The organism is Corynebacterium renale (assembly GCF_002563965.1).
GTDB lineage: Bacteria > Actinomycetota > Actinomycetes > Mycobacteriales > Mycobacteriaceae > Corynebacterium > Corynebacterium renale.
Genome location: NZ_PDJF01000001.1, coordinates 2,190,670 through 2,215,260, shown reverse-complemented (window position 1 = coordinate 2,215,260; position 24,591 = coordinate 2,190,670). Strand labels below are relative to the sequence as shown.

The 24,591-nt window shown below is 58.1% G+C and carries 21 protein-coding genes; 11 read left to right on the top strand and 10 right to left on the bottom strand.

Going from position 1 to position 24,591, the window contains the following annotated elements; all coding sequences use genetic code 11:
* Positions 1-9: 9 nt before the first annotated feature.
* The 3 genes from ATK06_RS10350 to ATK06_RS10340 form a co-directional block, all read right to left on the bottom strand.
* Positions 10-1,407 carry an amino acid permease gene (locus ATK06_RS10350; RefSeq protein WP_048380481.1) on the bottom strand — a complete coding sequence of 466 codons (1,398 nt, stop codon included), beginning with the start codon at positions 1,405-1,407 and terminating at the stop codon, positions 10-12.
* Complete coding sequence (locus tag ATK06_RS10345; RefSeq protein ID WP_048380677.1) at positions 1,408-2,799, bottom strand: amino acid permease; 1,392 nt, start codon at positions 2,797-2,799, stop codon at positions 1,408-1,410. It lies immediately after the preceding gene.
* A 100-nt stretch (positions 2,800-2,899) separates the two neighbouring features.
* Positions 2,900-4,216: an amino acid permease gene (locus tag ATK06_RS10340; RefSeq protein ID WP_098389445.1), complete on the bottom strand. Its 1,317-nt coding sequence runs from the start codon at positions 4,214-4,216 to the stop codon at positions 2,900-2,902.
* Positions 4,217-4,435: 219 nt separating this feature from the next.
* On the opposite strand from ATK06_RS10340, the gene ATK06_RS10335 reads away from it, so the two are divergent.
* The 6 genes from ATK06_RS10335 to ATK06_RS10310 all read left to right on the top strand — a co-directional run bounded on the left by ATK06_RS10335 (position 4,436) and on the right by ATK06_RS10310 (position 8,343).
* Positions 4,436-5,245, top strand: coding sequence for an LOG family protein (locus tag ATK06_RS10335; RefSeq protein ID WP_083986037.1), 810 nt, complete (start codon positions 4,436-4,438; stop codon positions 5,243-5,245).
* Positions 5,245-6,108 (top strand): dihydropteroate synthase, encoded by an 864-nt coding sequence (folP, locus tag ATK06_RS11345; RefSeq protein WP_048380485.1) that lies wholly within the window; start codon positions 5,245-5,247, stop codon positions 6,106-6,108. The genes ATK06_RS10335 and folP overlap by 1 nt, the downstream gene beginning before the upstream one ends.
* Positions 6,109-6,846, top strand: a complete 738-nt coding sequence (locus ATK06_RS11340; protein ID WP_048380487.1) for a glucosyl-3-phosphoglycerate synthase — start codon at positions 6,109-6,111, stop codon at positions 6,844-6,846. It abuts the gene before it with no gap.
* A gap of 5 nt (positions 6,847-6,851) precedes the next feature.
* On the top strand, positions 6,852-7,130 hold the full coding sequence (locus ATK06_RS10320; protein WP_048380489.1) for a hypothetical protein: 279 nt from the start codon (positions 6,852-6,854) through the stop codon (positions 7,128-7,130).
* Between the two features lie 75 nt (positions 7,131-7,205).
* Positions 7,206-7,376, top strand: a complete 171-nt coding sequence (locus tag ATK06_RS10315; protein WP_083986069.1) for a DUF3117 domain-containing protein — start codon at positions 7,206-7,208, stop codon at positions 7,374-7,376.
* A gap of 100 nt (positions 7,377-7,476) precedes the next feature.
* Complete coding sequence (locus ATK06_RS10310) at positions 7,477-8,343, top strand: methyltransferase domain-containing protein (RefSeq protein ID WP_048380496.1); 867 nt, start codon at positions 7,477-7,479, stop codon at positions 8,341-8,343.
* Here the strand turns inward: ATK06_RS10310 and ATK06_RS10305 are convergent.
* The 3 genes from ATK06_RS10305 to ATK06_RS10295 all read right to left on the bottom strand — a co-directional run bounded on the left by ATK06_RS10305 (position 8,340) and on the right by ATK06_RS10295 (position 11,379).
* Positions 8,340-9,788, bottom strand: coding sequence for a GH32 C-terminal domain-containing protein (locus ATK06_RS10305; protein WP_231913487.1), 1,449 nt, complete (start codon positions 9,786-9,788; stop codon positions 8,340-8,342). The two genes, ATK06_RS10310 and ATK06_RS10305, sit on opposite strands and share 4 nt — an antisense overlap.
* Positions 9,789-9,875: 87 nt before the next feature.
* Entirely contained in the window at positions 9,876-10,613 is a 738-nt protein-coding gene (budA, locus tag ATK06_RS10300) for an acetolactate decarboxylase (RefSeq protein WP_098389444.1), read from the bottom strand.
* 76 nt (positions 10,614-10,689) lie between these two features.
* Positions 10,690-11,379, bottom strand: a complete 690-nt coding sequence (locus tag ATK06_RS10295; RefSeq protein ID WP_083986039.1) for an O-methyltransferase — start codon at positions 11,377-11,379, stop codon at positions 10,690-10,692.
* Positions 11,380-11,542: 163 nt separating this feature from the next.
* Between ATK06_RS10295 and sigE the strand changes: the two genes are divergently transcribed.
* The 3 genes from sigE to tatB all read left to right on the top strand — a co-directional run bounded on the left by sigE (position 11,543) and on the right by tatB (position 13,343).
* Positions 11,543-12,214 (top strand): RNA polymerase sigma factor SigE, encoded by a 672-nt coding sequence (gene sigE / locus ATK06_RS10290; protein WP_083986041.1) that lies wholly within the window; start codon positions 11,543-11,545, stop codon positions 12,212-12,214.
* 102 nt (positions 12,215-12,316) lie between these two features.
* Positions 12,317-12,730: an anti-sigma factor family protein gene (locus ATK06_RS10285; protein ID WP_231913488.1), complete on the top strand. Its 414-nt coding sequence runs from the start codon at positions 12,317-12,319 to the stop codon at positions 12,728-12,730.
* Positions 12,731-12,794: 64 nt separating this feature from the next.
* Positions 12,795-13,343, top strand: coding sequence for a Sec-independent protein translocase protein TatB (gene tatB / locus ATK06_RS10280; protein WP_048380502.1), 549 nt, complete (start codon positions 12,795-12,797; stop codon positions 13,341-13,343).
* Between the two features lie 39 nt (positions 13,344-13,382).
* On the opposite strand, the gene ATK06_RS10275 is transcribed toward tatB, so the two are convergent.
* Positions 13,383-14,510 carry an Mrp/NBP35 family ATP-binding protein gene (locus tag ATK06_RS10275; RefSeq protein ID WP_048380504.1) on the bottom strand — a complete coding sequence of 376 codons (1,128 nt, stop codon included), beginning with the start codon at positions 14,508-14,510 and terminating at the stop codon, positions 13,383-13,385.
* Positions 14,511-14,691: 181 nt separating this feature from the next.
* On the opposite strand from ATK06_RS10275, the gene ATK06_RS10270 reads away from it, so the two are divergent.
* Both ATK06_RS10270 and ATK06_RS10265 read left to right on the top strand, forming a co-directional pair.
* Positions 14,692-15,252 (top strand): YflT domain-containing protein, encoded by a 561-nt coding sequence (locus tag ATK06_RS10270; RefSeq protein WP_231913489.1) that lies wholly within the window; start codon positions 14,692-14,694, stop codon positions 15,250-15,252.
* Positions 15,253-15,288: 36 nt separating this feature from the next.
* A complete protein-coding gene (locus ATK06_RS10265) occupies positions 15,289-16,065 on the top strand; it encodes a hypothetical protein (protein ID WP_048380507.1) in 777 nt (258 codons plus the stop codon).
* Positions 16,066-16,166: 101 nt separating this feature from the next.
* Here the strand turns inward: ATK06_RS10265 and ATK06_RS10260 are convergent, their stop codons facing one another.
* The 3 genes from ATK06_RS10260 to ATK06_RS10250 all read right to left on the bottom strand — a co-directional run bounded on the left by ATK06_RS10260 (position 16,167) and on the right by ATK06_RS10250 (position 24,485).
* Entirely contained in the window at positions 16,167-19,883 is a 3,717-nt protein-coding gene (locus ATK06_RS10260) for a multifunctional oxoglutarate decarboxylase/oxoglutarate dehydrogenase thiamine pyrophosphate-binding subunit/dihydrolipoyllysine-residue succinyltransferase subunit (RefSeq protein WP_098389304.1), read from the bottom strand.
* 122 nt (positions 19,884-20,005) lie between these two features.
* Positions 20,006-23,752, bottom strand: a complete 3,747-nt coding sequence (locus tag ATK06_RS10255) for an ABC transporter ATP-binding protein (protein WP_197712633.1) — start codon at positions 23,750-23,752, stop codon at positions 20,006-20,008.
* Positions 23,742-24,485, bottom strand: coding sequence for a hypothetical protein (locus ATK06_RS10250; protein WP_048380509.1), 744 nt, complete (start codon positions 24,483-24,485; stop codon positions 23,742-23,744). Before ATK06_RS10250 ends, ATK06_RS10255 begins: the two co-directional genes overlap by 11 nt.
* Positions 24,486-24,591 lie beyond the last annotated feature (106 nt).

The window sequence follows — 24,591 nt, the reverse complement described above, 5'->3', positions numbered from 1 at the left end:
GGCGACGCGCTACGCGGTCTCTTTTTTGCGGAACTGGTTGCGGATCGCTGCGATCACGGTCAACAAGATGGTCATGAGCGCCACCGCGATGAGCTGATTTCGAGTATCTGACTCGGTTGCCATCAATCCGACGAAGCCCAGCAGAGCGATGATCGCGCCGATGGGCAGCCACGGGTAACCACCCATCTTGACGGACCCGAGCTCACCGCGTGCCACCATCTCCGGGTGGAGTTTGAGGTAACTGGCGGCAACAACGAGCCACAGCACGATCAGAACGCCGCCAACAGCATTAAGCAGGAAGTCCAGTAGCCCCGGAGGGTTCCACCACTGCAGCCCCACGGAGGCGAATGCCATGATCATAGAGAGCATGACTGCGTTGGTGGGCACGTGATCTTTGTTGACCTTGCGGAAGAAGCGGGGAGCGTCGCCGTCGACAGCCAATGAGTGGCACATGCGCGAAGACGCGTACACCTGCGCATTGAACGCCGAGAGCAGTGAGACCACGATGACGGTTTCCATAATGCCCACGACACCGGGGATATTCGCCATTTCGAGGACCTGGGTGAAGGGCGATTCGGCTGCGGTGTCTGCACCGCTGATGGCGGAGTAGGGCAGGAGGAACGTCATGACGAGGACGGAACCGATGTAGAAAGCACCGATGCGCCAGATTACCGAACGTGTTGCGGTGCGAATCGATTTCTGCGGATTCTCCGACTCTGCGGCGGCGATTGTAACAATTTCGATGCCACCGAAAGCGAACGCCACCGCCAACAGTGCACTGGCAACCCCAGCCCACCCGTTAGGCATAAAACCGGCGCTGAGGAAGTTTGTGGTGCCCACGTACTCGTGGCCCGGAAGAAGCCCGAAGATCAGCAACACGCCGATAAGCAGGAATCCGATAATCACGGCCACCTTAATGAAGGAGAACCAGAACTCAAATTCGCCGAAACCCCGTACCTGCGCGAAGTTCACTACGGCGAAGAACACCACGAAGATGACGGCCGGTATCCAGGGATCGACCCCGAACCAGGCGCCCACGATTGCGGACGCTCCCGTCATTTCTGCGCCCATGACCATGATGAGCATGAACCAGAACAGCCAACCGATGACCATGCCCGCTGTGGGGCCGAAGGCCATGCGCGCAAACGACGCAAACGAACCCGACGATGGGCGCGCGGCACCCATTTCGCCCAGCATCTGCATGACGACCATGACAACGACGCCAGCGATGATGTATGCGAGCAAAACAGCGGGCCCTGCAGCACGGATTCCCACCCCGGTGCCGAGGAAGAGGCCGGCACCGATGGCGGAGCCTAGGCCCATCATGGTCAGATGCCGGGTTTTCAGCCCGTTGCCTAATTCAGTCTCCGGGGCTGTGCCGGCAGAAGTGGAAGAAGGGGATGACATTTACTTGCTTACTTTCTGCTCAGGTGACTTCCGTGCATTAAAAGCCTTGACGATAACAGATAGGACGAACAAGACAACGCATAGGACGGCAACGGAGAGAATCTGGGCTCGTGCGGAATCGTCGAAGAACATGAGAACCACGAGTGCCAGCAACGCCACGATAGAGGCCCACGGCACCCAGGGGTAGCCTTTAACGCGCACTTCGCTGAGTTCACCCGATGCGATGAGCTCGGGGTGCAGTTTGAGGTAGCTGGACGCAATCATGAGCCAGACAACGATCATGATGCCGCCTACCGAATTCAGCAGGAAGTCCAGGAGTCCTGGCGGATTCCACCACTGCAACCCCACGGAGACGAACGCCATGACCATGGACAGTAAAACGGCATTGAACGGGACGTTGTCTTTTGTGATCTTGCGGAACGCCTTGGGCGCATCCGATTTGAGTGCTAGCGAATAGCACAGGCGTGATGAAGCGTAAATCTGTGCGTTGAACGCAGAAAGCAGCGAAAGCACGATGACGGCCTCCATGAAGCCAACCACTCCGGGGAGGTTCGCCATGGCAAGGACTTGGGTGAATGGCGATTCAGCTGCGGTGTCGGCGCCGTCAATCTCTGAGTAGGGGAGAAGGAACGTCATGACGAGCACAGAACCAATGTAGAAGATGCCGATGCGCCAAATCACCGAACGAACTGCAACACGGATGGAACGCTCTGGATCCTCCGATTCGGCCGCAGCAATTGTCACGATTTCAATGCCACCGAACGCGAAAGCAACGGCCAACAGGCCAGCAGCCATTCCCGGCCATCCGTTCGGCATGAAGCCTTCGTCGAGAAAGTGCTGGGTGCCGACGAATGGGTGGCCAGGCAGCAGGCCGAAGATGAGCAGGACGCCGATGATAAGGAAGCCAATGATCACGGCCACCTTGATGAAGGAGAACCAGAACTCGAATTCGCCGAAGCCGCTGACCCGCAGCAGGTTCACGACAGCGAAGAAAACAACGCACACCAGGGCGGGGATCCAGGGATCAACCCCGAACCACGCGCCCATGATGGCTGCTGCGCCAGTCATTTCTGCGCCCAGAACCATGATGAGCATGAACCAATAGAGCCAACCCATGGAAAAGCCCGCCCAGTGCCCAAAAGCCATGCGGGCGTAGGTAGAGAATGCGCCAGATGCAGGGCGTGATGCGCTCATTTCGCCGAGCATCTGCATGATGGCCATCACCACCACTCCGGCGATGACATACGCGATGAGGACCGCGGGGCCCGCGGCGCGGATACCGACGCCTGTGCCGAGGAACAGGCCGGCGCCAATAGCGGAGCCCAGGCCCATCATGGTCAGGTGGCGGGTTTTCAGTCCACTGCTCAAGCGTTCGGTGCTTGGTGTTGTCATGGTCGTCCCTTCACGGGTGCCGTGCACGTCACCTATTCCTCGGTGCCGTGCACGGCGTAGTACATAGTGAGATTGCGATTTCGCAATATGGGCATTTAATTTATTCTAAGCGTTTCCTCTGGGTAAAAGAGGTTACCCCCGCGAGTACGAGAATGATGGCGCAGATAACCACGACTGCGACGACTTGGGCGCGGGCGGCGTCGTCGGCAAGCATCAATGCCACGATTCCTAGAACGCCGAGCAGAGTAGCCCACGCCAACCACGGCCAACCCCACATGCGCACGTGGGTGATTTCGCCGTTGGCTTCGAGCTGCGGGTGCAGTTTCAGATAGGAAGCGATGATGCTGATCCAGATGACGACCAAGCAGCCACCGACCGCGTTGAGCAGAAAGTCCAAAAGACCTGATGGGTTGAGCCACTGCAAGCCGACGGACAGGAATGCCATGATGACCGCCAACCAGACGCTGCGGGTCGGGACCCCACGGTGGTTCGTCTTCAGGAAGAAGCGGGGAGCGTTGCGCTGCTCGGACAGGGAGAACAGGAGGCGGGAGCAGCCGTAGAGCTGGGCGTTGAAAGCGGACAGCAGGGCCATCACGATGACCACTTCCATGATGCCGGTAACACCCGGGATGCCTGCTTTTTCTAGGACCATTGTGAAGGGAGATTCGGCGGCGGAATTAGCGCCCTGGATCTCTGCGTAGGGCAGAAGGAACGTGATGACCAGGACGGATCCGATGTAAAACACGCCGATGCGCCAGATGATGGAATTAACCGCGGTGTGGATGGAACGCTCGGGATCCTCCGACTCGGCAGCTGCGATGGTGACCAATTCGATGCCGCCGAAAGCAAACGCGACTGCTAGCAGGCCTGCCGCAACGCCGGAAATGCCATTGGGCATGAACCCCTCGCTGAGGAAGAACGTAGTGCCCACGAACTCATGGCCTGGAAGAAGCCCAAATATAAGGAGAATACCAATAATAAGGAAGCCGATAATGACGGCGACTTTGACGAAGGCGAACCAAAATTCGAACTCACCGAAACCGCGCACAGAAATCAGGTTGACCAACGCCAAAACCGATACGCAGATTAGCGCAGGGACCCAGGGGGCAACCCCGAACCATGCGCCCATCATGGCGGCGGCACCGGTCATCTCAGCACCCATGATCATGACCATCATGAACCAGTACAGCCAGCCCACAGAGAATCCAGCCCACGGGCCAAAGGCCGAGTGCGCGTACTGAGAGAAGGAACCAGACGACGGGCGAGCGGCGACCATTTCGCCCAGCATCCGCATGATCAATACGGTGATGATGCCTGTAATAAGGTAGGCCAGAATCACCGCTGGGCCGGCGGCACGGATACCGACGCCAGTGCCCAAAAAGAGCCCGGCGCCAATAGCGGAGCCCAACCCCATCATGGTGAGGTGTCGGGTGCGCAGTCCGTGGCCTAGGCCTGCAGCCGGTGAATCGGTTCCTGGCGTGCTGTTTTGTTTATCCAGGCTGTGGTCGATGCCTGGATTTAATGATGAGGCGCGGCGTGGTTGCATAGTTGCACACTCTAGTACGCGGGTGTGGTGCATATCCCAAAGGGAAGGCCAACTGAGCAAAATTATGGGCAGGTGGGTAGGTTTTAGTGCATGGACAAACAGGTGAGGAACGATTCTGCAGCAACGCCGGATACTACGGCAGGCGAAGATACTGAGCGCCGATTCTTACGCGGTCCCGTCCTGTTGCGCGATAGCGGCGGGCAAACCTCCACCTACGACCAGCGCCTCCTAGAAATGCCAGCGGATCACGATTGGATCCATGCCGACCCATGGCGCATCTTGCGCATCCAAAGCGAATTCGTCGCAGGTTTCGACGCGCTCGCTGATCTTCCTAAGGCCGTCAGCGTTTTCGGTTCCGCTCGAATCCGTGAGGGCAACCCGTATTACGAATGGGGACTAGAACTGGGGCGCCGTCTCGCTGAAGCCGGTTATGCAGTAATTACTGGCGGAGGCCCAGGCCTGATGGAAGCGCCTAACCGGGGTGCGTCCCAAGCAGACGGACTTTCCGTAGGGCTAGGCATTGAACTCCCGCACGAGCAACGCATCAACGACTGGGTAGATCTTGGCGTCAACTTCCGGTACTTCTTTGTCCGCAAGACCATGTTTTTGAAGTACTCCCAGGCCTTCATCTGCCTGCCCGGCGGAATGGGCACGCTCGACGAACTCTTTGAAACCCTGTGCATGGTTCAGACCGGCAAGGTCACCGACCATCCGATTGTTCTCTTAGGAACGAAGTTCTGGGGCCCATTGGTGGACTGGATGCACGATATCTTGGTCGCAGAAGGCATGATTGCAGCGCGCGATGTGGAACTCTTCTTGCTCACTGATTCAGTGGAGGAAGCGGTGCAGTATGTCGTCGATAAGCATGCCCAGGAAGGCGATGCTGAGGTCCAGCGCTAATGGGATACACCGAGCATTGGACCGACTGGCGCGCGCAGGTCCCAGCAATCATGGGGATCGTCAATAGGACGCCGGATTCCTTCTATGACAAAGGCGCTACTTTCACCGACGACGCCGCACTCGCGCGGGTGGATGCAATCGTCGCCGCAGGAGCAAGCATTATCGACGTCGGCGGCGTCAAAGCCGGCCCCGGCGAAGAAGTCACGCTCGAAATGGAAATCGAGCGTGTAGTGCCACTCATTAAGGCAGTGCACGAACGCTACCCGGAGGTCACCGTCTCCGTGGACACGTGGCGAGCCGCCGTCGCGGAGCATGCAATCGCTGCAGGAGCTGGGCTCATTAACGACACGTGGGCGGGTGCCGACCCCGAACTCGTCGAGGTCGCCGGCACACACCACGTGGGGTACGTCTGCTCGCACACGGGAGGTGCTATACCGCGCACTCGGCCGCACCGAGTGCATTACGACGACGTCGTAGCAGACGTCATCACCGAAACCACTGCCTTGGCCGAACGCGCTGTCACCTGCGGAGTCCCGGAAGACCTGGTGTTTATCGACCCCACCCACGACTTCGGCAAGAACACCTTTCATTCCATCGAGCTGCTGCGCCGCGTCGACGAGCTCGTAGCAACCGGTTGGCCGGTCCTCATGGCATTGTCGAACAAGGACTTCGTGGGCGAAACGTTGAACCAGCCCCTGGAAAAGCGCGTCAACGGCACGTTGGCAGCCACCGCGTGGTGCGCGGCGCGCGGGGTTGCGGCGTTTCGCGTCCACGAGGTCGAACACACCGCAGACGTCCTCAAAATGACAGCCGCCATCCAGGGTGAGCTCGCACCTCTAGCACCACAGCGAGGTCTCGTCTAGGTGAAAATTTCTGTCATCATCCCCGCGCTCAACGAGGAAGCAACCGTCGCACACGTCGTGAAAGCAGCCTGGGCCGACTCTCCTCACGAAATACTCGTCATCGACGCCGATTCCACCGATCGCACCGCAGCTGAAGCACAAGAAGCAGGGGCGAGCGTCCTCAACTGGCGCGACATCTTGCCCGCAATCCCCACTCAGCCAGGAAAAGGGGAATCCCTCTGGCGCGGAGTCGCAGCCGCCACCGGTGACGTTGTCGTTTTCATGGACGCCGATCTCACCGCCCCACAACCGGGCATGGTGACCGCACTCGCAGCCCCTTTCACCGAACCGGGCATCGTCATGGCACGTGCAACTTACCCACGCACCCTCGGGGGAGTAGCAGGCGAAGGCGGGCGTGTCACCGAACTCACCGCAAAACCATTGTTAGGAATGTACTTCCCCGAGCTTGCTACCATCGACCAGCCCCTCGGCGGCGAATACGCACTACGCCGCTCCGCTGCTCTGGAACTGCCATTCGTTTCAGGATATGGCGTAGAAGCTGGATTGCTTATCGACGTCTCGCGCACCCATGGACCAGCCGCCATCACCCAAGTTCGCCTCCCCGAACGAAGCCACCGCAACAAACCCCTCGCGGACCTTGCGCCCATGGCCAGGACTATTGCCCAGACAATCCTCGGGCGGGCCGGGGTGTGGGACAGCGACCTTCCCGAACGGCCGGCGCTGGGCACTGTATTGTAAAGCCCATGATGTCCTGGGTAGTTCTGGTCTGTGTATTAATTATTGTGGTCCTGGTGGGGACCTGGGCGTGGGGTAGTATTTTTGGCCGCGGTGAGGCGCTGCCAGAGCTCGATGATCACCATGCAGTCATCGAATCGAATGCGGCGGCCGTGCGCGCCGGGAATATCGGGGCGGTTCAGTTGGAAGTAGCGCCACGCGGTTACCGGCAAGACCAAGTCGATGCTCTTATTGGGGAACTATTTCAGCAACTTGATGTGAGCCGTGGCACACACCCACGGGCATGATCTGAGAAAAAGGACTAATATAGGTTAAGAAAGCTTGAACCCAAGGAATTAATTTCAGGAATGGAGCATGGTCACATGGCAGCGATGAAGCCACGTACTGGTAGCGGACCGATGGAAGCTGTCGAGGAAAATCGCAAGATCGTTATGCGTATCCCCTCGGATGGCGGCGGGCGCTTAGTCATCGAACTCACGCACGAGGAAGCCGGAGAATTGGGAGCATTGCTCACCGAAGCTGCTGAAGCCTAATAAACGTACGGTTCAACGCGTGGTTGCGTTCTTTCCTATGTGGGAGAAAACGCAACCACGTCTCTTTTTGTCTACGTCGGTTGCAGGCTAGGGTAGAAACATGCTGTCCCACATCATTGATGTTCTTGCTGACCCTACTGATCTGACCGCCCTACACGGTGAAGATGATTTCGCCCGCCTCGTTTCCGAAAGCGGGCATTCTTACGACGTTGCCCGTCAGGGGTACGTCACCCTTGCTAGCGGTAAGGGCTTGAAATTTACCGGCGATGACCCCGAGATGATCGCGAATAGGGAATTATTCCTTGGTAAGGGACACTTCGGCCCGTTCGTGGAGAAGGTGACGGAGGTTGTGGGGACCGCTCTTGACGATTCCGAAGACCCCCACGTGGAAGCGCCCGTCATCGTCGAGGTAGGTGCGGGTACCGGTTTCTATCTCTCACACACACTCGACTCCATCGTGGGGGCGCGAGGTGTAGGGCTCGACGTTTCTGTACCGGCGGCAAAACACTTGGCCAAGTGCCATCCCCGTGTGGGAGCAGTGGTGGCTGATGCGTGGGCGAAACTCCCGCTTCGGGACCACAGCGTAGACGTCATCACCGTGATCTTTGCGCCCCGTAACGTCGAAGAATTTGCGCGCGTCCTGAAGCCGGGCGGTCAGGTTGTAGTGTTGACTGCCGACCCTGGCCACCTTGCTGAACTGCGTGCACCACTGGGAATTATTGATGTGGAAAAGGGTAAGGTAGAGCGCCTTATTGAGCAGTCCGATGGTTTCTTGAAGCCGGTGGGCGAGCCCGAGCACATTGAATTTGAGATGAACCTGGACCAGGAATCAATCGCAGCCCAAATCGGGATGAGCCCTTCAGCGCGTCACATTAAGCCTGAGGACCTGCGCGAGCGGATTGCCGATTTGCCAGCGGCGATGACGGTGACCGCTCGGGCCACCATCACGCGCCTAGCGTTGGCTTAATTATTCTGGGGCGAGTTCAGGGAGCGGCCGGAACGCTCGAAACAGTTGATGATGCTGGCTTCGCCCTGGGTATCGACCTCGAGTGCGGTGCATTCGCCGTCAATGTAGACGCGACTTGCCATGGCCACGGCACCGCCGTCGGCGAAGACTTCCACAACTGACCCGTCCACAATGATGCCCAGGCTATCGGTGTCCACCTCGGATAGGGGAGCGGTAGCTACTGGGTCGCCGGAGTGGTGCGGGTTCATCGAGCGGTCCAATTCCAGGACGGTGCCCTTGTGAGTGACGGTTGCAGCAATGTTGCCGTTTTCATCGACCAAGGAGATGACAACGGCAGAGCCTTCGGGGATGTCGCAGACGCCTGTCCACGAACGAGCGTGGGAAGTGTGGGCGACTTCGTCGATAAGCTTCTGGGCTGGGACTTGGTAGAGGCACTGGTTCTGGAGAGTGGCTACACGGGGCAGGCTGAGCGCATTGGCCCAGCCTTCCTTCTGCAGCGAGAGGTGTTGTGCTGGGTCGTCGTAGCGGCCAACCCCGTTGACCAAACCTAGGAGCGCTGTCTGGTCGTGGCGGTCTTCGTGGGATGCAGATCCGGGGGTGTAGTAGACGGTGCGCGGGCGGGTGAAGTCATGGCCGTAGTCAACGCGGGTAAAAGGCTGGACTACGTCAAACACGGTGCCTTCGAGGCGTCCGACAAGGTACCCGGAAACGTCGATGCCGTCGCGCTCCACGGTGATGAGGAGGACGTCGTAAATCTTGCCGTCTACTTCATCGCGCAGACGCGAGATTCGAGGGCTGACCAAGCGCTGCTCGTCCTCCAGACCGGAGGTGCCGGAGAAGTGGAGGGGGCCGTCGATAGTCCAATCAAGCCCGTCTTCGGAGTGGGCCATTGCCAGTGTGGGGTGTTCGGAATCCCCAGTGACGGCGAGCATCAGCCAGCCTTCGTGGCCTTCTTCGCGGTCATCTGTGCTGGCCCAGTCGGGGATGACGCACGGGGAGCGGAAGTCCTTCAGGCCCGACGCGGAACCATCAGCATTGAGTGTGGAATTATCTACAACTGCCCCGATGCGTCGCACAGACTGGGCCACAGCGGTGCAATCATCCGAGGTTTCGTCGGCAGTTTCTTCCAAATCGGGAATTTCAGCGAGATGGACCGAACAACCGTCTTTGGTTACCGACGTGAAGTAGAGGCGAGCACTCCCAGCCTTCGTGGACACTACCGACCCGGCGCGGACAAGAAGCTCGCCGCCTTCGGGGGCAAGTACGTCATCGCATTCTTCCCAACTAAACCCGTTGCCTTCGGAAACCTGGTGGCCCCACCGTGCCGTCGTTTCCGGAGTATATGGCGCGTCGTGCAGGGGGCGGTATTGGTGGAAAATATGCCACCGAGAACCGTCGATGAGGATACCTGCCGGTGCGTTGAGGACACCTGATTCTGCAGTCACATGCAGTTCCGGACGGTAGGGTTCCGTGGGCGTAGAAAATGGCATTGTAGGGACCTCTCGTGTACTAGTCAGCGTGGCGTACGGTAGTTAACTCTTCACTTCTGTGCGGTGGATTTGGTCATCCAAATCCTGTGGAGACAAGTCCGCTGCACCAAAGGCTGTGGTCAGCGGCAGATGTAACTCCAGGTTCGTTCCGGGGCACAGTTCTACGACGCCCTCGGTGAGGGTGAAGTCCAGAACATGTCCGCCTCGGGACCGCGCACTATCGATAAAGTGCACGTGGCAACCAGGAACCCCGATTCCTTTCTCATAGATAGGAGTACGGAACCCGCCGATTACCCCGGCAACATCAGTGAAATGCAGCTCGGCATCATCGCCAGTTGCCTCCACCATAGGCCGGTACGGTTTTTCTTGCTTCGTGACCGTTCGCACGGTCACATCAGCAAAAGTGCCGGTTATGCGAACAGCGTACATAAAGTTTTCACTCGGCTGCATGGAATCGATGAATTCCGAAAGCTCAGAGCGTTTTAGGCCAGGCGGAGGCGTTGCCGAAATACGCGGGACGAAGTTCGTCATGACGGTGAAAGGGGACTTCTGCTCAAAACTAGCAACCTCCGCTGAACCATCTCCGCGCACCTGGTAGCAGGTCCCGTCGAGGACGATCATTTCGCCGTCGAGGGCATCAAAAGTTCCGATGCCGAAGTTGCCGTGCCCGAGCAGTTCACCGACTGTCATTTCGCCATCATAAATCCCATCCAACAGCGCCGACATGAGTGAATTCTGGAAGATGCTATGCCTCTGCTGTGGGAAGTTTTCATGTGCCATGGCCACCACAGTAGTCACCAAAAGAAAATCCCGCCGGCACCGACAGTGCGCAACGGGATGGAGGCTTATCGACGCCCTACCGACGCGTGATAAGCGTCAGGCCAGAAGCGATCGGCAGATGAGTAACAACGTGTTCTTCCGGGTCGAGTCCGTTGACAAAAGCGAACATGTCTCGGGCGGCGACGGTGTCTCGGTCCACGCGGTTGTCGTCGGCGATCGTGGCGTCGAGAAGCGAATGAGCGAAGATAATTGTCCCACCCTGTGTGAGCAGCGGCCAACAGGCATCGAACGTGGCGCGCATATCTAGTGGCGCCACATCGGCGTAAATCACGTGGTAGCTGTCAGCGGCTAAACGGCCCAAGACATCCAGCGGACGCGAGGTCAGGTAACGCGCTTTCGCAGAGCCGTAGCCAGCCTGCTGCATCGCGGACTTGGCCGCCTTCTGGTGCTCGACCTCTGGATCGATGCATGTAATCGAATGCTTTTCGGAAATGCCCTCAGCCAAATACAACGCCACGACTGCTGCCGCCGGGGTAATAGCAATGACACCCGAGGACTTCTCTGCGCGGCACGCGGCAGCCACAGTGCGCAGTAAAGCGCCGGCGGATTCGGTAGGAGCATGCAAACCGAATTCGGTGGCGTGCTCGCGGGCAACGGTCATCGCAGCGCGCGGTCCCGTTGCAGGGGTATCTCCTGCATCCTCGGACGCAGACAATCCGGTGGTAGCGATAAGCTCTTCTAAAGCGTTGAAAGCAGAATCAGTCACGCTGCCTAGTGTAAACAGCAGTGGGTCAAGCGGGCCGTGCCACTCGCGGAACCGGCCTAAAACTGGGGCCACAGTTGCAGTTGGGGGAGATGAAGCGTACTCACAGGAGCTTTTACACCTTTTGATTGGCCATGTGCAGAAACGTTCGGCACAATATATAAGCATGACCATCCCACGAGCGAATGAGCGCCCTACATCTGAGCCTGCCCCAGAACCGGCGGAGGTGGCTCACGCGCACAGTGCCACTACAGATGAAGAACTCGTGGGGACCGACGCCTTTGATGCTGGCCTAGCGGAGATGCCAGCATGGGAAGAATTAGTTCGGCAACACGCCGATAGCGTCTATCGCCTTGCATTCCGTCTCAGCGGTAACCAGCAAGACGCAGAAGACCTCACCCAAGAAACCTTCATGCGTGTCTTCCGCTCGCTCAAGCATTACAAGGCTGGAACGTTCCGCGGCTGGCTACACCGCATTACTACAAACCTGTTCCTGGATATGGTTCGCCATCGCCAGACGATCAGGATGGAAGCATTGCCGGAGGATTATGAACGCGTCCCCGGTAACGACATGACGCCGGAACAGGCCTACACCGTGAACAATCTGACGCCTGTCCTGCAGGAAGCCCTCGACAACTTGAGCCCTGACTTCCGCGTCGCAGTGGTGCTCTGTGACGTCGTAGGAATGAGCTACGAGGAAATCGCCGGAACCCTAGGCGTGAAGATGGGGACCGTCCGTTCCCGCATCCACCGCGGCCGTGCACAAATGCGCACCTATCTCGAGGCTGCCGCCGAGGCAAGCGAAGACGCCCGGCTTCTCATTCCCGCCAACGCTTAGTCATGTGGCACGGCGTGGCGGCAAGCGCGTCACGCTTCCTAAGAAAAGTCTATGGTGGGGAATTGAGTTGGACCGTAAGCGAGCGTGCGGAAGGAGGGACCTGTGACGACAACGCCACATAGCCCCAAGAATCGGGCGAAAGCGGAGCTGATTCTCCAGCACGCAAAAAAAGTGTTGTTCAGTGTGGATCACCTAGCGCCTGAAGCAATCGCCGCCTACGTGGATTGTGAACTCAGCCCGGTTGCCCGGAAGCGCGCGCACCTGCACCTGCTGCAGTGCGAAGAATGCGCCCACGAAGTCCGTACCCAACGCGCGGCTTCCGAGGCCTTAAACTTCTGCAATACCTCCGACGAAGTGCGTGCCTCAGACGATCTGCTTGCGAAACTCACGGGTATTGCCCACAAGTGTGGCCCAGGCCCCGACGCGTCAGATACTCCATGTCCGAAGCCCGAAGAGATGTTGGATAAAGTTGAGACGCTCTTGCGGACGTTAAAGAAATCGACCGGCGGGGCGTAAACTACACTTTTAAGGCGCTCCACTCGGGTGGTGGAAAATAGTTCAACGTTAGAGGCGGTACAACGTGTTCCAAAACATCGGCTGGCTGGAAATCTTCATGGTCGTCGTTGTTGGCATTATCATTATCGGCCCTGAAAAACTCCCTGGTGTCATCCAAGACGTGCGCGCTGCCATCTACGCCGCGCGCAAAGCCATTAACAACGCTAAAAAAGAAATGAACGGTGAATTCGGCGAAGAATTCGACGAATTCCGTAAGCCACTTGCCGAAGTAGCGAAATGGCGCGCAATGGGACCGAAGCGGGCGCTCACCAAAGCGCTTTTCGACGACGACGAGTCCTTCCTCGACGACTTCGACCCAAAGAAACTCATGGAAGAAGCCCCCACAGCCGGGGAAGCGCACCGCCGCGAAGCACGTCGTACTGGGGGAGAAGCCGTCGATCGCACCCCCACGGTGCCAGCGCCACGGCCAGGTACCCAGCGAATTCAGTTGAAGAGCCAGCAGGAAGAAACTCCACCACAGCCTCCGCAACCGCAGCCTGCACCGGCGCCACGGCCGGCAGCACACCGGGACCCCGGACTACACGGCGGCTTTTCGTGGGGCGACATCATGTAACACAAAACCTCCCAGTGATGACTGGGAGGTTTCTTCGGATTACTGAACGTTCAACCCAAGAGGACGTCCGGCTAGCGACTGCTTGCGTACCACAAGCTGGTCTGTAATCTTGGCAAATTCCTTCGCCGCAGGAGACTCCGGGTCAGCCAGTACAACAGGCTTGCCGGTATCGCCATGCTGGCGCAGGGAGGGATCCAACGGAATCGATCCCATGAGCTCGACATCGGACCCTGTCAGCACACTTAAGCGGTCTGCAACCTTCTGTCCGCCACCGGAGCCAAAAATCTCCATCGTGGAACCATCGGGCATGACCATTGCAGACATGTTTTCGATAACGCCTGCGATACGCTGGCGCGTCTGCTGGGAAATCGAGCCAGCGCGTTCTGCAACCTCCGCCGCGGCCGCCTGAGGCGTAGTCACGATGAGCAACTCCGCATTCGGGATAAGCTGCGCGATAGAGATGGCGACGTCACCCGTTCCCGGAGGAAGGTCCAGAAGCAGGATATCCAAGTCACCCCAGTAAATATCCGTGAGGAATTGCTGGATAGCACGGTGCAACATGGGGCCGCGCCACACTACTGGCGCATTACCTTGGACAAAGTGGCCAATCGAAATGAGCTTCACGCCGTGTGAGATCGGGGGAAGAATCATGTCTTCCTCCATCACGGTGGGCTGTTGGTCTGACCCCATGAGGGTAGGGATGCTGTGCCCATAAATATCGGCATCGACGATACCGACGCGTAGGCCTTTTTCTGCCAACGCGCACGCTAAGTTGGCTGTCACGGAGGACTTGCCCACGCCGCCCTTGCCGGAAGCAACGGCGAATACGCGAGTAGTGGACTCTGGCTGCGCAAACGGAATCTGAGGCTCAGCGTTAGAACCGCGCAACTTATTACGAAGTTCGCGACGCTGATCATCGTTCATCGGCTCCATTGTGATAGAAACATTGCCCACCCCCTCAATCTCTTTGACCGCAGCCTCAGCGTTGGTTTGGATGGTGTTTTTCATCGGGCAGCCAGCGATGGTCAGGTACAACTCAATTGCAACGTCCGAGCCATCGACGGAGACCGACTTCACCATGCCCAGCTCGGTGAGTGGGCGATTCAGTTCGGGGTCTTCTACGCGGGACAGTGCTTCCTGAACCGCGGATTCAGTAACAGTAGCCATAACAGTGCCTACTGTAGCGGTTTTTACTATTCGAGGGCAGGTCAGGGCTACCTCCCTTCACACCACATGCGCAGAGGGACATTCTTGTGTCTAAACCGGAACAAAATACGCCAGTCATCCGTTGAACTTGTTGAAGGCACAACAAAAATGTGCGCGAGATTTGTCAAGAATTGAGGAAAATATGGCTAATAATCGAACCCCTGCACCACATACGCGGCAGCGCCCGAGTGGCTGGCCAGTTGGCAGTTTTGAGTCCTACCTTGACGCCCAAGCGGCCGTCGATAAGCTTTCTGATCAAGAATTTCCGGTTGATGCCCTAACGATCGTCGGCGTGGACTTGCTGGAAGTTGAAAATGTCACTGGCCGCCTGACCTGGGGCAAGGTTATCGGCTCCGGAGCACTGTCCGGCGCCTGGATCGGTATTTTCATTGGCCTCCTGCTGGGCATTTTCGGCGGAGGCTTCTTTGGCCCGATTCTGACCGGTGTAATCATGGGTGCAATCTTCGGCATCATCATGGCCGCAGTCCCGTACGCAATGAGCGGGGGAGCCCGCGATTTCACTTCCGCAACCACCATTGTTGCTGGCCGCTACGACCTGCTGTGTGACCCAGCACTGGCAACTAAGGCTCGCGACGCAATCGCAGCAATGCAGTACGGAACCCCAGCACAGAGCGGGTACCCTGCCCAGCAAGCACCACGTGAATCCGCTGAGGAAGACACCACCCCGGATTCCCAGGCCTAAACCCGCCACCCAGCCAAAGGCCAGTACAGTAAAAGTATGCGTTTTTCCCGGTTTCGTACGCTCGGCGTAGCGATTGTGTGCTCCGCAGCTCTTGGCCTCAGTGCATGCAGTGAAGTAGAACCACGGGCAGATTACATATCTGACCCGAAGGTTCCCATCACCATCGCCGCCAGAGTCGACCGCCCCGACCACATGGTCATGGCTACTCTCTTCCAGCGGGTCCTCTACGAAACCGGGTACGAGTCAACAGTTCGAGTCGTCGCAGACCCCGCCGAGGAACCAGAAGCATGGTTTACCGACCCGACCGTTGACTTGTTCACAGTGTGCACCGGGTCGATGCTGGTTGACACTGCCCCGCAGATGGTAGAGCCGCTTCTCGACGAAATCTACGGCGGTACGTCCTCCGGGAAGCACACCACGGGGCACACGACAGAGTCGCCTGCTTCCGCTTTCGAGACTGTCGGAGACCCGGGCGACGTTGCAGCCGCTGAACTCACGCTAGAAACGTTAGCCGGCACGCTGCCCGACGCCTTCGAGACCACGGACCCTTCGCCGACCTCTGGGTGCAACTACGACACTGGGTACCAATACCAAGAAGAGTTACCCCAAAACTTGGTTGCAATTTTCCGTAAAACCAAGTTGGACCGCTATGCCCAGGACGCGATAACGGTCATCATTCGCCTCATCACAGAGGAGGACCTCGAGGAGTTGGTTGCCGATACACGCGACCCTTCGACGCTGCGTGAAGTGGTCAATGCCTGGTTCGACGCCAACATTGGGCATATGGAAAAGTCGCCGAACGCTCGGGTCTAAACTTCTGCCGCAGCGTGTCAGCGGTATAGCTATGAAAGTGGGGCTCCCCGTAAAGGGGAGCCCCACTTTTGTCCGGCGCTGTATCTGCGTCGGGGTGACTGTTACTCGAAGATCTCGTTGAGCAGAGCCTTCTGTTCAGCCTGGTGGACCTTGGCGATACCGGTTGCAGTAGAGGACTGCGCACGGCGCGATACGCGGCGCATCGGCAGCATATCCGGAATAAGCTCCGGCAGGTGCTCGTTCAGGAATGGCCATGGGCCTTGGTTTGCTGGCTCATCCTGGCAGAACACGATTTCCTCGGCATTCGGGTAGGTATCGAATGCTTCCTTGAGACGGTTGAATGGAATCGGGTGCAGCATTTCGATGCGCACGATTGCGATGTCGTCGCGCTCATCCTTGTTGCGGCGATCCTCAAGCTCCCAAGCAAGCTTGCCGGAGACGAGCAGGATGCGCTTGACCTTCTCCACGTCGCCGGAGACGTTGCCCTTCGCATCGACGAACTTGGTGTCGTTGATGACGGAGCGGAACTTCTTTACCTCGGTGAAGTCTTCAACGGAGGAGACCGCGTGCTTGTTACGCAGCATGGACTTCGGCGTGAAGACGACCAGTGGCCGGCTCATGGTACCTAGTGCGTGACGACGCAGCAGGTGGAAGTAGTTTGCCGGCGTAGAAGGCTGCGTGATGGTCATCGAGCCTTCAGCTGCCAGCTGCAGGAAGCGCTCAATACGCGCCGATGAGTGGTCTGGACCCTGGCCTTCGTAACCGTGGGGGAGAAGCAGGACAACTTTGTTGAGCTGGCCCCACTTGGCTTCACCGGAGGAGACGTACTCGTCGATGATGGTCTGAGCGCCGTTAGCAAAGTCGCCGAACTGTGCTTCCCAGGCAACCATGGCATCAAGGTTGCCTGCAGAGTAGCCGTATTCGAAGCCCATGCCCGCGTACTCGGTGAGCGGTGAGTTGTAGACCAAGAACTTGCCACCCTTGCCCTTGGACTCCGCCAGGGCGTTGAGCGGGTTGTATTCTTCGCCAGTTTCCGGGTCGAAGAGGACTGCGTGACGCTGGGTGAAGGTACCGCGGCGAGAATCTTCACCAGCGAGGCGAACCAGCTGACCATTGTTAGCAAGGGAACTAAAGGCCACAAGCTCGGCCCAACCCCAGTCGATGCCACCTTCCTGGGAAGATTCAGCGCGCTTCTTTGCCACTGGCTTCACACGGCGGTGAACAGTGAAGTCTTCTGGCACGTTGGCATATGCCTGGCCAATTTCCACCAGTTCTTCCTTGGTGATGGACGTATCCAAACCACGGGTGAGTTCCTGGGAGGTGGTGATGCCGGTCTGCTCAAGGCTTCCGGAACGCTCAGATTCCTTGACCTCGTTGAACACAGCTTCCATCTGGTCGTGGAAGTCGCGGGCCGCTGCCTCTGCGTCGTCCTTATTCAGGTCGCCACGGCCGCTGAGATCCTCTGTGTAGCGCGCACGGACACTCTTGCGGTCGTCGATGATGGAGTACAGCTCTGGCTGGGTCATCGATGGGTCATCGGCTTCGTTGTGGCCACGACGGCGGTAGCAGAGGAGGTCGATGAAGACATCTTTGCCAAAGCGTCGACGGTATTCCGTGGCCAGCTGGCCGACCCATACGACAGCCTCTGGGTCGTCGCCGTTGACGTGGAAGACGGGGCAACCGTAGGCCTTTGCCAGGTCGGTTGCGTAGTAGGAGGAACGGCCCGCATCTGGTGTGGTGGTGAAGCCCACCTGGTTGTTCACCACGATGTGCACGGTGCCGCCGACGGTGTAGCCACGCAGGCCCATCATGTTCAGGGTTTCCTGAACGATACCCAGGCCGGCGAACGATGCGTCGCCGTGCAGCATCAACGGCATGACAGAGAAGCCCTGCTCGCCCTTGTCTAGAAGGTCCTGCTTAGCGCGTGCGATACCGACCAGAACCGGATCAACAGCTTCCAAGTGGGATGGGTTAGCTGCAAGAGATACCTTGATCTCCCCGTCGCCGAACATCTGGATGTGCTGGCCCTCAGCGCCCAAGTGGTACTTGACGTCACCAGATCCGCCGATCTGGCCTTCTTTCATGTTGCCCTCGAACTCGTGGAAAATGTCCGAAAGTGGCTTGCCCACGATGTTGAACAAAACGTTGAGGCGGCCACGGTGCGGCATGCCGATGACAACCTCATCAAGGCCCTGGCCAGCGGCCGTGTCAATCGCGGCGTCCATGAGTGGAATCAGTGCTTCTGCACCTTCGAGGGAGAAGCGCTTCTGGCCGACGTACTTAGTCTGCAGGAAGTTCTCGAAAGCTTCAGCAGCGTTGAGTTTCTGCAGGATGTACTTTTGTTCTGCAACGGTCGGCTTCGGCATGCCGGCCTCGATGCGGTCCTGGAGCCACTGGCGCTCATCATTGTCCATGATGTGCATGTATTCGGAACCAACCTGGCGGGTGTATGCCGCGCGCAGTCGCGACATGACTTCGCGCAAGGTCATGGATTCCTTACCGCCGAAACCTCCGACGTTAAAGGTGCGGTCGAGGTCCCAAATGGTTAGACCGTGGGTGTGGATATCCAGGTCGCGGTGGTCAGGCTCGGGCAGGCCCGGCTGCTTCCAACCCAACGGGTTAGTGTCAGCGATGAGGTGACCGCGGGAACGGTAGGACTCAATCAGCTGCATGACACGAGTGTTCTTGTCGATACCTACGTTGGGAACGTCCTGAGCCCAGCGCATTGGTGCGTAAGGGATCTCGAGGGCTTTGAAGATTTCGTCGTAGAACTCGTCGTCGATAAGCAGTCGTGAGATTTCGCGGAGGAACTCGCCAGACTCGGCGCCCTGAATCACGCGGTGATCATAGGTAGAAGTAATGGTGACTAGCTTGCCGACGCCCAACGCAGCCAGGCGGTCAGCGGATGCACCCGCAAATTCAGCCGGGTAATCCATAGCGCCGACGCCGACGATGGTGCCCTGGCCCTTAGTGAGGCGCGGGATGGAGTGACGGGTACCGATACCGCCGGGGTTGGTCAGGGAAATGGTGACGCCCTGGAAATCGTCAATCTTGAGCTTGTTCTTGCGGGAACGAGCAACGATGTCTTCGTAGGCGTCGATGAAGCCCTTGAAATCGAGGGTTTCACATTCCTTGATAGCTGCCACGACCAGAGCTCGGGAACCGTCCTTCTGCGGAAGGTCGATGGCCAAGCCCAGGTTGATGTGTTCCGGGTTGGTGACGGATGGTTTGCCGTCGACGATGTCGTATCGGACATTCATCGCCGGGTGAATTTGCGTAGCACGGACCAAAGCCCAGCCGATGATGTGGGTGAACGAAATCTTGCCACCGTGGGTGCGCTTGAGGTGATCATTGATGATCGCGCGGTTTTCAAACATCAAGCGTGCCGGCATATCGCGCACGGTGGTCGCTGTCGGGATGTCCAGCGATTCATCCATGTTCTTAGCGATTGCGCGGAACGTTCCCTTGAGCTGTGTAGTGCCGGGTTCAGGAAGGTCCTGAATATCCTTCAGCGGGCTCTCTGGCTTCGTCCGCACCTTACGGGGTTGGCGGTTTACCGGTTCTGTGCGGTCAGTTGCAGATCCCTTGCCGTCATTAGCGGTGGGGGCCTGTGCTGGGTTTTTTACTGCCGCGCGAATGTTGGAAGTCGTAGCAGCGGTACGCGGCGCGTCGCCTGCCGTCTGGGATGCTTGGGGGGCTCCATGCTGGGCAAACATGTCGGCCCATTCTTTATCCACCGAGTTAGGGTCCTGTTTCCACTGCTGGAACATTTCATCCACTAACCACTGGTTTTGGCCGAAAATGCTGGCGTTGCTCACGGCTTACCTCGCCTCACTTCTATCGTCGAGTGCTCTTTGGGTCTAATAGTACCGGCGTCCCGTTAAGGGGCGTTCTTCCTCACCATCTCGTTTGCCCCCGATTGGGGGTGTAGATGTGTCCTTTAACTGGACCACATGGAGTGATATACCCCGCGACGCTGGAGAAGATCTTCATGGGGACCATCTTCTACGATACGTCCTTCGCTCATGACGAGGATGCGGTCAGCGCGAGCAGCGGTCAGCAGACGGTGCGCCACCACTACGGAAGTGCGCCCCTGAGTGATTTTGTCCGCTGCATCGAGCACGGCTGCTTCGGTCACGGGGTCGAGGGTGGCGGTCGCTTCGTCGAGAAGCAAGATGGGTGCTTGGATGAGTTCGGCGCGGGCTAGCGCAATAATTTGTCGCTGCCCAGATGATAGGCCGCGCCCACGTTCGCCGATGCGGGCTTGGAATCCGCCGGGAATGCTTGCGATGATGTCGAGAGCACCGATGCGGCGGACCGCTGCCGTAATTTCTTCGGGGGTAGCAGTGGGTTTGCCGTAGGCGATATTGCTTGCGATTGTGCCGCGGAAAAGGTGGGATTCCTGGGGCACTTGGGCTACGTTTACTCGCCAGTCGCGGAGCGGAAATTCGGGCAAAGCAGTGCCTCCGGCCGTGACTTTCCCAGACACTGGGTCGTAGAAGCGCGCCAGCAGTTTCACCAGCGTGGATTTTCCTGCTCCAGTAGCGCCCACCACGGCGACGGTTGTGTGCGGCTCGAGCGTGAGGGCAAGGTCACGGGACACGCGGGGCCCATCAGCGGTGTACGCGAAGTCGACATTATGTAATTCGAGCTCCTGGTGTGCCGCTTCGTGGGCGTTCTCGCGGGTGCCTTCATCGCTTAACGACGGCTGCGTGCCCAGTAAGTCCCGGATCCGCTCGAGGCCAATGGAGGCTTGCAGCCACGAATCGTACAACTGGCCAAGTGTTTGAATCGGAGCGTAGAACTGGCCTAGATACATGACGAAGGCCACGAGGACTCCAGCGCTCATCGCTCCACCTGCAACCTGGTGTGCTCCGGCTGCGATGACGAAAGCAGTGGTGATTTGGGCAACCGCATTCACCGCGGGGAAGTAAATACCAGTGGCTGTTTGGCCTTTGATCCGTAACTTACGGTACGTGTCCGAATCGGCAGCAAACCGTTCGCACACACCGGATTCAGCGCCGTACATCTGAGAGGTGCGTAAACCTGCAACAGCCTCTTGAAAAGCGGCGTTGACTGCACTGATTTGCGCGCGGGAGGCAGCGTAGGTGCGCTTGGTGTAGCGGCGAAAGATCCAGGTGGATATTGCGATAACGGGAATCGCCAGGGCCGCGATTCCGGTGAGGGATGCATCGGTCACGAGCAGCATTGCTGCAATCCCGACCAACGTAGAAATGGACACGATGGCCTGTGCCACAGAGGATTGCAGGAAAGTAGACAAGTTGTCGATGTCCGTGGTCATCCGGGTCATGATTGCTCCGGAAAGATTCTTCTCAAAATAATCCATGGACAACCGCTGGAGATGCGCATAGCTGCGCAGACGCAGGCCGTATAGCAGGCGTTCACCACTGCGGGCGGTCAAGACAGTGCGTATGGCTTCGGCACCGAAACTGATTGCGACAACAGCTAACCCAACGAGGGCGATCGATGGCAGGGTAGTCCGCGCAGTATCGCCGACAGCGGAATCCACCGCTTGCTTCATGAGCATGGGGAACGTCAAGTCCGCGATGACTCCAATAACAAGGAGCACAACGACGGCCACAATGAGACCCCGCACGTGTGAGAACACGTTCCGGAGTCGGAAGGATTCTCGCGTGGTCTTGAGATATTCGGAATCCAGTGAAGGTTGTTCCTGCGCAGGAGGTAGAGCAGCTACCCGCTTCTTCAGCTCCGGAGTCGCGATGACTGAACCGCGGCCTGCAATGATGTGCTCGTGATTATCCAGCCTGTTGCCAACTTCCGTTTCGCCATCCGGCCACAATAAGTTGAGCGCCGGCTCGGCTGCTTCGCCTCTGGGCAGCTGGGTGCGTGTGCTTTCGTAACGGTACACGGGATCCATGACGGCGCGGTACGTATCCGTATCTCTCATGTCCTGTGTAGGCCCAACCGCTACAACGTGGCCGTTGTTGAGCACGGCCGTGGTTTCACACAGTGACAAGGTGGATTCGCGGTGCGTAATCGCGAGGAGGGTGACGCCGTGAAGGTGGTTGCGCAGTGATTCAATAATCTCGCGCTCGGTGGTGGTGTCGATGGCAGAGGTGGCGTCGTCGAGTATGAGCAGGTCGGGATGCGCAGCGATGGCACGTGCAAGTGCGATGCGTTGGCGTTGACCGCCGGACAGGGTTAATCCGCGTTCACCAACGACGGTGTCTAGGCCATCGGGGAGTTTGCGGACGAACTCCTCAGCGTGAGCAATTTCCAAGGCTTCCCAGATGGCCTCGTCGTCGAGGGGTGACTCCATGGCCACGTTGTACCGGATTGTGGAAGAAAACAAGTGTGGCTCTTCAAAAACGCAGGCCACCCTGGCGCGAATAGTGCTTCGTTGCACACTGGTATAGGGGATGTTCGTAGGCGTGCGTTTCGAGTCGTGATCCGGAAGAGTCAGTGCAATCGTGCCGTTATCCGGTGCGTAAAAAGCACCGGCTATCTGCACAGCAATGGTTTTTCCCGATCCTGCTGGACCTACGATTCCTACCGTTTTCCCGGGTGCCACGCTGAGGCTGAAATCGTCGAGTACCTGGTTTCCGTCGTCGGCGGTGAAGTCGACATGGGAAAACTTTAGCCCGATCGGTCCTTGATGCTTCTCGACGACGTCGTCAGCGTGTGTGCGTGTCCCTTCGGGATTATCCGGCTCCAACGCAATGACCTCGGTAATTCGGTCGATGGACGTCATTCCCATTTGGTAGCGGACCACGGACCCGGATAGCACGCGTGAAATGTGGGTCATCGACATGAGGTACAACGAGAAAGCGAAAAAATCGCCAACGCTAAGCCCACCTGTGGAGACGATCCAACCGCCAATCAGAATCGTGGCCACGAGCCCCAGATTGGGTAGCTGGTTGAGAACGGGTTGGTAACGGGCCTGAATGCGGGCTTGACGTAGTTGTTGTGAGTAGACGTTGCGGGCTAGAGAGTCGAGGGTGTCGACCTCTTTGTTTTCTTGCGCGAATGCTTTAACCACGCGAATTCCCGTCACAGTTTCTTCTACGTGTTCGGTGACATCTGCGGCGGCTTGTTGGCTGGCCCAAGTGGCGGCATACACCCAGCGTCGGGTGGCTAACGTGGTCCCAATAATCAGCGGGAGGAGAAGGAAGGAAATGATGGTCAGTTGAAGGGATAGCTGCGCCATGAGTACCACGGTGATGACGAGCTGAACGCTGAACCCGAAAAGGAGGGGCAGCATAGAAATCAGCCCCTGTGCTTTACCGAGATCCGCGATTGAACGGGAAACAATTTGGCCGGTTACCACACGGTCGAGGGCTGGCCCATCAAGCTTGTGGAGGGACTTCAGAATGGCCACGCGAAGATCGTGCTGGACGGTGATGGCCAGGTGCCCTGCTGACCAGCGGCGTAGGAAGAAGAAAAGGAATCTCCCGCATGCGGCAATGATGAGGAGAATAACGATGGTTGTGATGGCGCCTAGGCCGGGAAACCAGGAGGCTGTGACTATAGGCTCGCTGGGGTGTGAGGGGTCAGCTGCATGCAGGGCTTGATCGACCGCATCGCCGGTGAGCAGCGGGATTATGAGGTCAAAGCCGATGGCTGCGAGTGTCGCTAGTAGCGCAATGGCGAGCCAACCTCCGCGTTTGCGGAACGCGGAGGTGAGGATGTGGCGTTTAGTGCGCAGGATTGAGCGCCTCCTGCGTGTGTTTAATAACGGTCTTTGCCAGCTTGCGATTGGCTACAAGCCCTGCGACAGCGCCGATTCCGAGGGGGAGGAGTTTGCCCAACCACGCCATCCGGACGGACTTTCCGAACCTGTTAATGAGGGCTTTGACCAGACGCGTATTTACCTCATTGAGCGCTGGGCCGGAGAAACGCGAGAGGAGGCCGGCAGTGTTTTTGGTTTCTAGAGCGTTGGCGGTGTCCGCGATGGTGCCGTCGGCGTCGATAAGCAAAGTGTCGACGATTGCTGTTCCTTTTGAACCGAGCAGTCCAAGGAGGACGAGGGCTTCGCGTTGCTGGGGGTCTTTAATATCGGCACCATGTAGCGCTGCGCTGGCTAGGGTGTACCAGGCTGCAGCATCGATGAAAAGTAGGGATTCTGCGCCGACTGCTGCTGCGCCGGTAACGAATCCGATGCCGGGGATTGCGGCAGATCCTCCTGAGCCGGCGCCGGTAGTGGAGACGATAGTCAGGAAGTGGGAATCGATTTTTTCTTGGAGTTCGGCAGTGGTTGCGTCGGGGTTTTTGTTTTTGAGCCGTGCAACGTATTTCTCAATCAAACCGCCTTGCATGCGCATGACTCGATCAAGGCCTTTAAGCAGCATCTTCCCGGTAGGGGAGCTGATGGTTTTGGGGTCTACGCCAGCGTCGATGAGTTCGCGTTCTTTGCGTTCAAGGGTAGTGGTGTCGGACATAGGTCCCTCCTTAGGCTGGTCGTAGGATTTCCAGATTTCCTTGCGGTATGCGGTGGAAACCTGTTATCCGGTCTTGTTCCAGTATATGAGTGCGTTCTTTTTCGGG